This is a genomic window from Clostridium sp. FP1, assembly GCF_011065975.2.
Taxonomy (GTDB): domain Bacteria; phylum Bacillota; class Clostridia; order Clostridiales; family Clostridiaceae; genus Clostridium_AD; species Clostridium_AD tagluense.
This window is the reverse complement of the sequence record NZ_JAAMNJ020000001.1, coordinates 2,342,129-2,355,864: the sequence shown is the minus strand read 5'-3', so window position 1 is coordinate 2,355,864 and position 13,736 is coordinate 2,342,129. Positions and strand designations below refer to the sequence as shown.

The 13,736-nt window shown below is 34.2% G+C and carries 12 protein-coding genes and 3 riboswitches; of the genes, 3 read left to right on the top strand and 9 right to left on the bottom strand.

The annotated features are described in order from the left end of the window. Positions 1-44 precede the first annotated feature (44 nt). The 5 genes from G9F70_RS11320 to G9F70_RS11300 form a co-directional block, all read right to left on the bottom strand. Entirely contained in the window at positions 45-368 is a 324-nt protein-coding gene (locus G9F70_RS11320) for an energy-coupling factor ABC transporter substrate-binding protein (RefSeq protein ID WP_164946982.1), read from the bottom strand. After that, the gene (locus G9F70_RS11315; RefSeq protein WP_164946983.1) at positions 368-1,120 is read right to left on the bottom strand and encodes an energy-coupling factor ABC transporter permease; all 753 of its coding nucleotides are present in this window, start codon (positions 1,118-1,120) and stop codon (positions 368-370) included. Before G9F70_RS11315 ends, G9F70_RS11320 begins: the two co-directional genes overlap by 1 nt. A gap of 64 nt (positions 1,121-1,184) precedes the next feature. After that, positions 1,185-2,012 carry an energy-coupling factor ABC transporter ATP-binding protein gene (locus G9F70_RS11310; protein ID WP_164946984.1) on the bottom strand — a complete coding sequence of 276 codons (828 nt, stop codon included), beginning with the start codon at positions 2,010-2,012 and terminating at the stop codon, positions 1,185-1,187. A gap of 12 nt (positions 2,013-2,024) precedes the next feature. Beyond that, positions 2,025-2,927, bottom strand: coding sequence for a cobalt ECF transporter T component CbiQ (gene cbiQ, locus G9F70_RS11305; protein WP_164946985.1), 903 nt, complete (start codon positions 2,925-2,927; stop codon positions 2,025-2,027). A 222-nt stretch (positions 2,928-3,149) separates the two neighbouring features. Then, positions 3,150-3,329, bottom strand: a riboswitch (cobalamin riboswitch). A gap of 273 nt (positions 3,330-3,602) precedes the next feature. Beyond that, positions 3,603-3,776: riboswitch (cobalamin riboswitch) on the bottom strand. Between the two features lie 45 nt (positions 3,777-3,821). After that, positions 3,822-4,361 carry a cob(I)yrinic acid a,c-diamide adenosyltransferase gene (locus tag G9F70_RS11300; protein ID WP_164946986.1) on the bottom strand — a complete coding sequence of 180 codons (540 nt, stop codon included), beginning with the start codon at positions 4,359-4,361 and terminating at the stop codon, positions 3,822-3,824. Between the two features lie 167 nt (positions 4,362-4,528). After that, positions 4,529-4,702, bottom strand: a riboswitch (cobalamin riboswitch). Between the two features lie 157 nt (positions 4,703-4,859). Between G9F70_RS11300 and G9F70_RS11295 the strand changes: the two genes are divergently transcribed. Further along, entirely contained in the window at positions 4,860-5,087 is a 228-nt protein-coding gene (locus G9F70_RS11295; RefSeq protein ID WP_164946987.1) for a hypothetical protein, read from the top strand. 484 nt (positions 5,088-5,571) lie between these two features. Here G9F70_RS11295 and G9F70_RS11290 read toward each other — a convergent pair whose 3' ends face one another. From G9F70_RS11290 to G9F70_RS11275, 4 genes are all read right to left on the bottom strand, one after another. Next, on the bottom strand, positions 5,572-6,405 hold the full coding sequence (locus tag G9F70_RS11290) for an Rpn family recombination-promoting nuclease/putative transposase (protein WP_164946988.1): 834 nt from the start codon (positions 6,403-6,405) through the stop codon (positions 5,572-5,574). A 135-nt stretch (positions 6,406-6,540) separates the two neighbouring features. Then, entirely contained in the window at positions 6,541-7,230 is a 690-nt protein-coding gene (locus tag G9F70_RS11285) for a group II intron maturase-specific domain-containing protein (RefSeq protein WP_224617528.1), read from the bottom strand. A 160-nt stretch (positions 7,231-7,390) separates the two neighbouring features. After that, positions 7,391-8,635: a group II intron reverse transcriptase/maturase gene (gene ltrA / locus G9F70_RS11280; RefSeq protein WP_224617366.1), complete on the bottom strand. Its 1,245-nt coding sequence runs from the start codon at positions 8,633-8,635 to the stop codon at positions 7,391-7,393. 507 nt (positions 8,636-9,142) lie between these two features. Then, positions 9,143-10,036: a reverse transcriptase N-terminal domain-containing protein gene (locus G9F70_RS11275; RefSeq protein ID WP_224617527.1), complete on the bottom strand. Its 894-nt coding sequence runs from the start codon at positions 10,034-10,036 to the stop codon at positions 9,143-9,145. Between the two features lie 915 nt (positions 10,037-10,951). On the opposite strand from G9F70_RS11275, the gene G9F70_RS11270 reads away from it, so the two are divergent. Next, positions 10,952-12,313, top strand: coding sequence for an MATE family efflux transporter (locus tag G9F70_RS11270; RefSeq protein ID WP_164947976.1), 1,362 nt, complete (start codon positions 10,952-10,954; stop codon positions 12,311-12,313). Further along, positions 12,310-13,617, top strand: a complete 1,308-nt coding sequence (locus tag G9F70_RS11265) for a GNAT family N-acetyltransferase (protein ID WP_164947977.1) — start codon at positions 12,310-12,312, stop codon at positions 13,615-13,617. The genes G9F70_RS11270 and G9F70_RS11265 overlap by 4 nt, the downstream gene beginning before the upstream one ends. Positions 13,618-13,736: the final 119 nt, after the last annotated feature.

The following is a 13,736-nucleotide window of genomic DNA, read 5'->3' as shown; positions in this document are numbered from 1 at the left end:
TGGCAGTATTAGATACCGCCAATATGATTTATATATGAGTCCCATTATTTAATTTTCTTCTCCTGATTTTCTTTTTTAGTTCTCTCTACAAATCTTCCGAGGAAAAAGAAAAGAACACCGACTCCAATACCTGTCTGTAGACAAAAGAGTAAACTCTCAATTTCACCTGGTAATTCTCCACCAATCAAAGTTTCCATAACAGGTGTGGCCCAAGGCTTATAATCGGTACCTGTAATCTCGGAAACAACTTTGCTTCCTGCATCATCGGAGCCACCGAACTGCGCACCCTTTAACGCAAATAATGGTATAATGGCAATCAATGCAGCAATAATTAATAAAATGATAACTTTCTTTTTCGTCTTTGCCATTAATTTTCACCTCCATTTAGAAATCCAAGATCTGTAAGTTCAGATTTTGCATATGTTTCAAGACCCATAATGATGACAACAGTCAGAATACCTTCGATAATTGCCAGTGGAAGCTGTGTCGGTGCAAATACTGCAAGGAATTTACCAGCAGACGCTACGATACCACCGCTTGCAGAAGGATATGCAAATGCAAGCTCAAAACTTGTTACACAATAGGTGAATAGGTCACCAATTGATGCTGCCAGAAAAATGCCTACATATTTATTGACTTTCAACTTCTGACATAATTTATAGATTGCATAAGAAATAAGCGGCCCTGCAATAGCCATGGAAAACGTATTAGCACCAAGCGTTGTCAGTCCCCCATGAGCAAGCAGGGTTGCCTGAAAAATCAGTACAATGATTCCAAGAATACTCACTGCCATTGGTCCGAATAAGATTGCACCAAGTCCAGTACCAGTCATATGTGAGCAACTTCCTGTTACTGACGGAATTTTTAAAGATGATAGCACAAAAACGAATGCTCCTGCCATAGCAAGAATAGTGATGGATTTACGATTATCTGACAATGTTTTCTTAATTGATAAGTAGCCTGCTACTAAGAATGGGACACATATAACACCCCATATTATACAAAATTTTAGTGGAAGATATCCTTCCATAATGTGCATTGCGTTTGCTACGGTATTTACTCCGAAAATTAATGCAAAAGCAATTGCAATAGAGACTATTCTTCTTTCTTTTTGATTCATTTTTTTTCCTCCTTTATTGTTTTTAATTTATATTAATCTAAGCTAAAAAGCCTAGAAAAACTAACTATTTTTCAAGTATTTTCTTGAACTCTTGTGTATTTCTCGGATAGGCTTTAGTATCTTCCAGCAGATGTTTTTCTACAAGCAATTCATAAACCTCCATCATAGTTGGCTGTTTTAGATTTGCCTGTTTTAAAATTTCAGTGTTTTGGAAAATTTCTAGCGGTGTTCCATCTGCAATAATTTTCCCCTGGCAGAATACAAGGACTCGCTTAGCCCATCTATATGCAAAATCTACATCATGGGTGGAAATCAGCATTGTCTTACCCTCCAAACCAAGCTTGTCCAAAACTTCTTCTAACATCATTGCATTTAAAGGGTCCAGTGATGCAGTAGGTTCATCAAAGATAATAATTTCCGATTTCATAGCAATGATACCCGCAATGGTGACACGCTTCTTTTCACCCCCACTCAAATAGTGTGGCGGACGATCTTTAAAATCTGAGATGTTCATATATGCCAGTGCTTCATCAACCCGCTTTAGTACTTCCTCTTTGGGAAGCTTTAGATTCATCGGTCCGAATCCAACTTCTGCCCTAACTGTAGATGCAATTATTTGATTGTCCGCATCCTGAAATACGATTCCAATTTTTTTTCGAAGCTCTTTTAAATTCTTTTTATTGACGACAGTACCCCGATAAATGATTTTCCCATGTTCTGGTGTAAATACACCGTTTATGTTCAAGAAAAATGTGGATTTTCCGGATCCATTGGACCCAATGACAGCGATTTTATCACCTTCATAGATATCAACGCTTACGCCGTCCAATGCAGACTTTCCATTTCCGTAGACGTAGTATAAATCTTCTACATTTAATATTGGTTTTTCCATAGTATCCCCTTTCTATCTTGTAAAGCCCCAGATTAGAATCAAAAAAATTATGAATGCTACTGCATAGGCAATCTGTATTGTCTCTACCTTTTTATCTTCCTCCAAAAAAATAAGATCTCCATCATAGCATCTGGCCTCCATGGCATCATAATAAGTGTTTGCCTTTTTAAGGGAAATAACTAGCATATTGCTTGCAATGCTTCCAAATGTATAACAGGAAGTTTTAAAATCACAGTAGCCCTGTCGGGCTTCTGCAGAGTTTTTCATTTTGGAATAGACATCCATTAAAATGAAAATGTAACGATAAATCAGGTTCATCAGCTCTACAATAAGCTTTGGCACATGTGCAGCTCGGAGTACATAGATAATCTCAGAAGATGGAGTTGACAGTGTCATCATCTGTAGGGCACTTATAGCTGCAAAAACCTTCAGAATCAAAAAGACCACTTCCTTAATCTTTGCCTGAGAGGTAAACACATAGCAGAAACCAAGATTCAGGTTATACTGTCCCATAGGCTGCTTTGAAAAATCAATGGCAATTGTAAAAGTACCAAGGAGAATAAAGACGATTGGAATCGCCAGTATTGACAAATATTCATTTACTGGAAGCTCTCCTTTTACAATGGTCAAATAGGCCATTGCAATAATGACAACAACAGATACATAAGGGTTTTCCAATGCAATACAAAGAATCAGTATAGCAGCAGAAAGAGATACTTTAAAAGTAGCATTCCAGTGTCTGATTTTAGAAGTGTAAGCATAAAAATCAATTGAAAACCCTTCGCCATGTTTATGTCCGCTTTTATGGTGATGATGTTTCCCATCACCATTGGTGTGCCCATCTCCATGTTTCCATTTGAAGAAAACCACAACTATCAGAAATATGGCACATAAAATAATAATAATTTTTCCCATGTCACACCTCCTTTGAATTTTTATCTCATGTTAGCATTCTTGAATAATTTAGAACCACAAAAATGGAGGAAACATTGTGAACAATGGAACCGACAATTGGGTTTAAAAAACAAAATTCCTTTTAACTAAAGTGTTAAAAGGAAACGCTTGAAAAATATGCTTATTCATATAAAATAAATAAACAAATTTTCATTACAGTGCCCTCTCTATCACTCGTAGAGTTTATGGTGCAGAAATATAAGCAGGTCTTCTGACTAAAGAATCATTATTTAAGTACGCCTTCCCCGTTTCCAAGTGGCATAATATACCTAAATTCATCTATTACAGCTACGAGATAGTTCAGGATTTTAACCCAATTCCCTTTTAATTAATTTTAATTAAACCTATATTCTATTATTTAGTTTTTAGTTCTTTGCAAATGCTCTTACTATACAATAAGTCAATGAATTTAGTTGTAAAGATGTAACATATTTTGCCCCTCCAAACATAGCATCTTGTTCTTTTTCTATTATGTATATTAACAACCTTTTAAAACACTATATTCCAAAAAAAAATACCCAACCTACAAAAGGTCGAGCAAAATATTTTATAAAAATAAAATGTCTTCACATCCCATGCGAAAGCAATATAATGCAAAAAAACACATATAATTGCAATCCCTTCCCTCCGTAGGATAAAGCTGCATATCATCTAGGCAGGTCTCCTGGCTTACGGGTCACTCTCCTCCAACCTTCCCAGGGCTTGCCAGTGGTATGGATTTGTCTCCGTGTACAGTAGCGGGGGCTGCAGTGGATTTCGACCACTTTCCCTATTAATCCTTTAAAAGGTACCTTAGATGACTATTTATTAAGTTATTACTGTTATTATAGCCTATATTTACCTTTATTGCAATATCTAAAATTCTATACCCTCTCTAGATGGCACTCCCTCATTAAAATAATGCTTTATGTCCTTCATCTCAGTTACCAGATTTGCTTTATCTATTATAGCTTTAGGTACGTTTCTTCCTGTTAAAATTAACTCTATATTGTAAGGTTTATTATCTATTAATTCTAGTATTTGTTCTTCACTTATTAGTCCATTGTTCAATGCTCCCATTACCTCATCCATAATAAGTATATCGCATTTTTCTTCTTTTAATGCTTGTTTGCAAAATTCATATCCTTTTTGAACTTCTTCTTTTAATTCAATTTTTTCCTCAGCATTTAATGTCCAAAAAAATCCTCTTTTTTTCTCAAACCTAAATATATTAAAAAAAGGAGCCAATTTTTTGGAACTTTCAATTTCCCCAGTTTTACTTCCTTTTAAAAACTGTACCATAAATACATTGTATCCGTTTCCAGCAGCTCTCACAGCTAGTCCTACAGCTGCGGTTGTTTTCCCTTTACCATTTCCTGTATAAATTTGCACATATCCATTTTTTAATTTTCCCATTATATTCATCTCTCCTTGTTTAAAAATATCTAATCGTGGTACTACGGCAATTTCCTCTTAAGGTCGAGTAAAAGACTTTATATAAAATAAAATGCCTTCACATCCCATGTGAAAGCAATACAATGCAAAAAAGCATATATAATTGCCATTCCGTCCCTCCGTAGGATAAAGCTGTATATCATCTAGGCAGGTCTCCTGGCTTGCGGGTCACCCTCCTCCAACCTTCCCAGCATTAGCCAGTGGTATGGATTTGTCTCCGTGTACAGTAGCGGGGGCTGCAGTGGATTTAGACCACTTTCCCTATTAAACCTTTAAAAGGCACCTTAAATAATTTTTTATTAAGTTGTAACAATAGTATAGAATATTTTTTCTTTTTTTGCAATGCTAAAAGTAAGTTTTCATCCATAGCTTTCCAGGCATTGACTGCCAACCTTTTTCAGGATTCATTTTAAAAATAATTGAATCATTATTTTTCTTAAACGGATTATATTAGCAAGTATGTCCGAGGAACACGGTTATGGTGGCGACACTTTTATTGCTAAAGAATTTAATGTTAGTAGAGACACACTAACAAAGAGTAAAATTGAATTACAAACAGGGATAAGATGTGAAGATGCTTTCAATATGAGAGGACGCACAAAAATAGAAGATTACTTACCTAGTCTTATGGAAGATATAAAAGCTATACTTGATTCGAAAAGACTATATACATGCCACGTTCTTTGACCCCGCAGACCCTCGAGAATCTCACCATTTACGATTCTTCTGTACTGACTTCCGTGACGTTAACCGCATCGTCATCTGCATTCTACGTTTATGAGGCTGGATATATTTCAGGAGATACAGTTCTCCCTGTAGCCTATTTATAGTTCTCTGCGTACGCTTTATCCTGCCGTTACCAGCTTCAACGCAACACTCGATATGAGTGTTGCGTTAGACCTTTCTCAACAAGGACTTTCACCTTGCAAGTAGATGCCAAGCTTTGCTTGGCGCACTAACGTTTCGTACTGCCGACGTGATGGAGCCTTAGTGCGACTGCACTTAGGCTCTATCATGCGCCTTGGCGGTTTACGTATTAACCTATAATTAGATTATAAGCAATATTTTAACTGACAACCATATAAAAAACACCGTCCAGCCAAGGCGAACGGCAGTATTTTGTTAGATGTTGTGACCCTACTATCTCTAAATTTATATCATACCTTTTTGTTTATTGTAACATTAGTTCTCTTCTCAATTTTTCAATATCTTTTTCATTAAGTTTAGAGTATTTCTTGATTTTTTCTATATTTTCTCCATCTAAAATCATTTCTTTTGCCATATCTATTTTTCCTTGTTCAATCCCTTGTTCAATTCCTTTTTTAAGTCCTCTTTCTTCTGCTTCATCTAGTAAACTCATCTTTTCAATAAGGGATTCTTCTCTTGCTTTGTACAGTTTTATTGTTTCTTCATCGCTACTTAACCATTCAAGTCTTTCTTCTGCGTTTCTTATAACAGCGTCCACCGCTAAAACCTCCTTTAACATATCATTAGAAGTATCTTCTTCTAAAAACATTAACCATCTATCTAAAGGGTTATTTATATTTTTTAATCCTCTTTTAAACTTTGGAAGTTCTATGAAATTTATTTCTAGTTTATCCGTTAACATGAATGCTTTTAGTTCATCTTCATAAAAATGAAATGTTGAGTGAAACTTTTCAATATGAAAATAATCAAAATCTAAAATACCGATCACTATGGTCTTTTTTAAATCCTTATATTTTCCACCAGCTTTTATAGGTTCCACATACATTTTTGACATATAGTACAGCATTCTTTCCACTATATTCTTTTGATCAATTAGTTGAATCTCAATATCTATTTGTGTATTATCCAATGTTTCAGCTCTGACATCAAGTCTTCCAGTTTTATCATCTATTAATTCTTTTACTAATTCCTTATTTTCAATAACCGTTATGTCTTTTAATTTATTATCTTCTGGAAGTTTTAATATTGCATTTAATAAGGATATTAAATTTTCTTTAGAGTCTACTTCTCCGAACAATCGCTTGCTGACTAGGTAGGTGGAATTACTTCCACTTTCCCGTCTAAGAACCGTACTTGAAAGTTTCCCTTCATACGGCTCAAGCCCCTGAAAGCATTCTTTAGCATGAAAATGCCGGTTTCTATTAATAATTGGTCAATTGGTTAAAGTACAAGCCCTATGTGCTAATAATACTTTATCCTTTTGTTTATTTCCAATAGGATTATTATTATTATTATATGTTATACTTCTTTCTTCAGCAGTGTCCATTGATAATCCACATATAGTACATTTTCCATTCTGTTTTACCCATAATTTTTTAAATATTCCGGTTAGCTTCTTTGCTCCCAATTTGTACTTTCGCTCTTCAAAATATTGAGTATCAGTATATGGATTTTTATTAAGCTTTAGTGGTATATGTCTGATTATTTTCTTATCACTCATTAAAATCAGCTTCTTATTATCCTTGAATACCCAATTTCTAGCACCGTGTACTTTCCAGTATTTTGATTTTATCCATCTTTTGCCTTTGTTAGGATGTCTCCTTTTTGCCCATTTCCATAGCATTTGAAATGTAATATGGTCTATCTTTTGAAATATATCATTTGATACAGCACATTGATGGTAATTACTCCATCCAGTTATTATTTGATTTAACTTTATTATTAATATATCCTGTTCTACTGATTTATTCCCCTTTATAATCGCACTAATTTTACTTATTACCCTTTTAATTGATTTTTGAGATGGCTTAATCAGCAACTTACCTTTATATTTCTTTATATTCCATCCAATAAAATCAAAGCCTTCATCTATATGAGTTATTATTGTCTTTTCATCTGACAATTCTAGCCCTCTTTGGATTAAAAAACTTTTTATTATTTCTTTTGCTTTTATAGCAGTTTCACTGTCGGGAGCTGTAACAATAAAGTAAGTAAACCAAGGGAACTTCCCCCTTAGTTTCTCTCAGAACCGTACGTGAACCTCTCGGCTCATACGGCTCCCATTATTCGGCTGTTGGTAATATTCCCATTTTCCAGTGTGCAAACAAATTTCTATCTCTTTTCGCAATACATCCTAACCAATATTCTGCTCTTCGTCTGTGTTTTCTTTTCTTATACTTTCTTCGAACCCATTTGACTAAAGCATTATTGATATACCTTAATACTGCATACATTTCTGTTTTATAGAAATGTGTATAATAGTTTATCCAACCCTGTATCTTTTTGTTAAACATATTTGATATATCCCACAAATTTTTGTCTACCTTCAACTGTACTCTCCAACTTCTAACTTCTTTTCGGATTGATTTCTTTGCCTTGTCTGCTATCGCTGGTAAGAAACTTGTAAAATACTTTTCGTATTTACTCTTAGCACCTCTAGGCTTAAATGTATATCCTAGAAAATCAAATGATATATTTGGATAATCTCCCTTTCTATCATCATCTTTACAGTATACAATCTTTGTTTTATCAAGGTTCAGCTGTAATCCGTATTCTTCGAATCTTTCTTGCAAGCGTCTTTGTAGATATTTAGCCTGTTTTAGGGATACACAGTGTGTTACTGCATCATCTGCGTATCTTGCCCACGGAATTGTTTTGAATTCTTTTGTTATAAAGTCATCAAATACATAGTGTAGAAACAGATTCGCAAGTACCGAACTAATGACACCCCCTTGCGGGGTACCGGAAATTCTTGGAACTAATTCTCCATTTTCCATTTGAAATGGTGCAGTTAACCACCTTTGAATATATAGAATAATCCATTCTTCATTTGTATGTTTCTTTACCATTTTCATTAGAATGTCATGTCTGATATTATCGAATAGTCCCCTTATATCGAATTCAAGAACCCAATCTTTTCTCCAACACCTTTTTCTTGTGATTTCAACTGCTTGTATTGAAGATTTATTAGGTCTATATCCGTAAGAATCCTCATAAAACATAGTCTCCACTTCCGGCTCAAAATATAGTTTAACTACCGTCTGAGCAATTCTATCTTCAATAGTAGGTATTCCTAGTAATCTAGTCCCTCCACTTTTCTTTGGAATTGCCACAGCTCTTACAGGTTGGGGTATGTAACTTCCTGATGACATCCTATTCCAAACTTTGTATAAATTATTTTTCAAATTCTTTTCAAAATCTTCGATTGACTGTTCATCAACTCCATACGTTCCTTTGTTTGCTTTAACTTTCTCATAAGCTGTAACTACAGCTCTTTTAGAAATATTAAACGGCTTTGTTTCTGTCATAAGTTCCTCCTCCTTTTCAAAGTTGACTTATTTCTGAAACTGAATAACTCGAAGTCCTTCGCTCCACTTCCATTGCAGAAGTTTCTTCACTACTACGACTCAATCTGCCCCTATGCTTGCATCGATACTCTTTTCTCACAGTTCTTCTGCTTGAAATACTCTCTTAACATCAAGCCGTAGGTTCCCACGTTCCATACAAATGCCTGTACTAAATTCATGCCACCTTTATGCCGCCCACCGCCTAGCCAGTAAACAGGTTTCCTCTAGGCTTATCCCAAGTTAACGATCACCCCCTGGTTTTGATGGAATCTCTACGCTTTCGACATTTTCGTAAGTGGTTCACATGCTCATTCATCTCTTTAGTACATACTTGACAGATTACCTCTGCCTTTTCCTTAACGCTCAATACCATAACTTTTGATTACAGCACCTTAAGGTAGTTTGAAATCTCCACCTGCATGGCGATTTCGGAGGGCCCTCCTCCATCATCTGTATAGCATAGCTATATTAAGCCACTCGTGCGAGTTGCTTAATACGCTTTCGTGGCGCACAGTCATCCGCATAGCGGATTAGATTAACCTTGGGTCTTTCATTATTTCGGATTTTTGTACTTCTTTTAAATGTGCTTTTCAATAATTCGTCTATACCATCAAGAGTAAAATTAGCTAAACAAGGACTAATTGGAGAACCTTGTGCGGTTCCGCTTTTTGTAGAGAATAGTTTCCCCTTATATACATATCCAGATTTAATAAGCTTATTTAATACATTAGTATCCATAGGAGAGTTATCTGTTAGCCATTTATGTGATATATTATTAAAACAGCCTTTGATGTCTCCTTCTAGAACCCATGTTGGGGATGACTTGCGACTAAAGTTTATAAATATTTGTGACATAGCGTCTACACAACTTCTGTTTTTTCGAAATCCAAATGATGTTTTGTCACTCATGCTTTCTACAACAGGATCCAATCCCATCATATATAATGTTTGCATAGCTCTATCATGCATTGTAGCTATTCCAAGCGGTCTCAATTTCCCATTTTGTTTTCGTATATTTACTCTTTTTAATGGTTTAGGTTTATAGTTCTTACTGTTAAGCAACTTTACTGCTTCACATTTTTTCTTTGCTGAATTCCAGAGTATATTATCTATGCCCGGTGTTTTCTTACCTTTGTTTGTTGTTATACGTTTTACTGACATTAGTTTAGCATAGTGGGAATGAACCAGCATTCGCTGTAATTCTTTTACAAGTTTCCAATTTTTATTAATAGTCGCCTTTACAATCCTAGCTTGAATCTTATTAACGAATTTTTCAATGTTTTTCCAATCAATGCTTTTCCAATAAAAGCTTGCTTGTTTTTCGTCTAAGTTTGCAGTCTGTTTAATTAACAGTATACACATCTCCCTTATTCGTAAGATTCATTCCTTTAATGTAATCAAGCACCATAGTATAAGTCAGCATCCTTTCGGATCACTCCAAATATTGAAGAGTTATACCTTCCATTACAGAAGATCTTTCGCTTTTTATACTTTCCTATACCCTCTACTTCCCATAAAAAAAGGGCCTGTATAGGGCTTACCGAGTTCCAGTTTAAAACCAATTCAATGTGCCTTAGAACCTGTCTATAGCCCGGAGATACTGACCATCTTGCATACTGCATTTTCAGACATTATGCCCTTATCTCTCACCTTTTTTGTCCAAGCGTGTCAACCTTTTTTCGCTTGTTTGACTTAACGAGCCTTGCAACAGTTTGTTTATCCTGTTCATAACACATCATTTATGCTTGCAGTAGATAGGATAAGGTTTCCCATTTTTCCCGCTTTGTCCCAACAGCTTAGTACATTTCTGTTGCCAAAAATGCACCTGTGGTAGCATTACCCCAAATGGTAGGGATAGCCCAAAAGTTTAGTTAATACTTAGGCAGCTTTTAAACCGACCTCTCGTCACAGAAAAATAAAATCATTTGTTGGTTTTAATCTATTAAAAGGCATTATATCTTCCTCCAATCAGTACAATTTCTTGCTCTTATTTTATCACAAATAACAATTCTTTTATACTCATTTGGCAAAACTCAAATTATACTATGCATAAAAATACCGCAACCAAGCAGCAAGGCTTTATCAGCACCAGTTCTTGTTCATTAAATTTTAATCATTATCCATTTATCCTTTATATAGAATGTATAAGATATATTGACAATTTGCAAAAATATAAATATGATTAATTTAGATAATAACTATATTTCATTATAAACAGAATATTTTTATACACTCATCGCAATTGCGGTATTAAATAATTGAGAAGGGAGAGTGTCAATGGGTAAGAATATATTAAAAACAACAGATAAAAAATTAAACAACGATATCAAGAAAATTTTCATGCTTTCATGGCCTATTATGATCGGCATGATACTTCAAAGTTTCTTAGGAACAGTTGATACATATTTCATAGCAAAGCTTGGTACAAATGAAGCCGCAGCCGCTGCACTATCTAATTCAGCTTCGAGTGTAATCTTTGTGATATCAACTCTAGTTTCAGCTGGAACTATAGCTCTTGTTTCAAGAAGCTATGGTGAGGGAGATATGGAGGCAGTTAGATCTTTTAGTGGACAATCATTTACTCTATCACTTATTTTCGGAATAATATTGAGTATAATATGTTTTTTAAATACAGAAAGCATAATCAAATTAATTTTTAATCCGGAACCCAAGGTAGCAGCTCTGACAGAAAAATATTTATCCGTTGTCTTTATTGGAACAATATTTGTATTTTTAAATTCAGTGTTAAGAACAATACTACAATCACTAGGAGATACATTAACTCCACTTATAATTTTTGGAATATCTAATTTAATAAATGCAATACTTGATCCCCTTTTTATGTTCCCATTTCATTTAGGAATTGCAGGTGCCGCTATTGCAACAGTTATATCTATGGTTTTTTCCTGCATTGCAATTAGCATTGTTATTATCAAGAAAATATACGAATCTAGTATAAATAAATTTATATGGAGTATGAAGTTGCAACTAAATAACAGTATGAGAATATTAAAGATAGGAGGCTGGGCATGTTTGCAGCAGGTTGCAAGACCTATTACCGGAATGTTTATGTTCAGCCTTGTGTATACAGTTGGAGGTAGAGAGGGTGCCGCAGCCTTCGGAATAGGTGGACAGCTTTTTAACTATACCTTTATATTCCTTGTTGGTCTTTCAACTGCCATTTCAATAATGGTGGGGCAAAGCCTTGGGCGAGGTGATATAAATGGATGTGATAAAATTATAAAAGAAGGATTAAAACTGGCAGGCTATAACATGATTTTATTTTCAATACCCTATTTGATTTTTCCAGCAGATATAATGAGTTTTTTTATTAATGATCCATTAGTAATAAGAACTGGAGCCGAGTACCTCCGAATAGTATATGTTGGTCTTATTTTTGTAGTATACACAACAATTTATGGAGGAGCCTTTCAAGGGTCAGGAGATACATTCCCACCTATGATTTCCTCAATAGTTGCAAACGTAGTTTTAAAGCTTCCCATTGCATATATCCTGGCAAGCACATTAAATATGGGGACAAATGGTGTGTGGGCTGCAGTATCTTTATCAGTTGTAATTGAGGCAGTTATTATAATAGTATATTTTAAAACCAATAGATGGAAGGAGAAAATTATATGATAGTAAAAACTAAAGCATCACAAGCAATTATGGAATACTTAAAGCAAAATGAAATTGTAAATTTAAATATAATAGGCATAATAGAAAATGAACCCCTGGCAGAAATATATGTGGATAAGGAACAATTATCTAAGGGTGTTCTTGTAAGATACGAATACTTTAACTACATATATACTGAGGATGATGAGTTTTTAGATGAAGTGCTTAAAACACTATTTAAAGATAGTTTTTATGGATTTTCAGGTGTATACAGACCACTTGCCCAGAAAATAAGAGAAAGATATTTAGTCACCTGGGAAAGCAGATGTGCATTGCACTACCTTCCAAAGGAAAATTTAGATTTAAGTCTTGTAAAAAACACTGTAGAATCTATTGATATAAAAGATGCAGAAACAGTTGATAATTTTTACACCTATAGAAATCCTGATAGCCTTAAAACCATAGAAAAAGATATATCTCATAGACCATCTTCAGCCATATATTCTAATGGAGATATTGCCTCATGGGTGCTTGTTCACAATGATAATTCCATGGGTATAATGTTCACAAAGGATGAGTATAGAAAAAATAATTATGCGGTTGATACTTCAATAGACCTTTCATCAAAGATTATGAACCTAGGAAAAACACCTTTTCTTCAAATAAATGAAGCAAATAATATGTCACCAGGTCTTGCAGCAAAATGTGGCTTTATAAAATATGGTTATTCAGATTGGTTTGGAATAATTGAAGGAACTCCGAAGGATCTCATAGATTCAAACAATCAAAGCAGAAATAATCATATTAAAGCCATTGAAGGTTTTAGGTATATAGATGAGAAAGAGCTTAATTGTATGTACCTTCCACCCTACATTTTAAATAGTGAATATAAAAAAATAGAAGGATTTACTATTCAAAAAGCTACAAATAGTGAAATGATAGATATATGGTGTGGAACTTTTATAGATGCTCTTGAAATTAAAGAAATTAAAGAGAACACTTTTAAAAATATAGTTTATAATGCTGTTACAAACATTGAAAATGGCTATACTCTTTATAACGGGATTTTAAATGGAGAAGTAGTTTCTACAACTGCATTTAGTAAATTAGATACCGATGTCTTAGGGTTATATTTTGGGGCCGTTAAACCTTCATTAAGGGGAAGAGGAATTGGACGAGCTACAGTAATTAAAACAATAAAAGATGTAACAAAAAATGATGATATAGAATTTATATTACTTCAAAGTCCTGATAAATATGTTGATATGTTAGAAAAAATAGGATTTGTTCACAGTCATTATATAAATAATAATATGGACATGTAGCAATAATTTATAAATTTAAACGGTTGTACTTTATATAAGTTTAACAAGGCCTAAGGAAAATACTATCACTATTAAATATAAAAAAGCAGCACTAATCAAATTATTTTGATAGTGCTGCT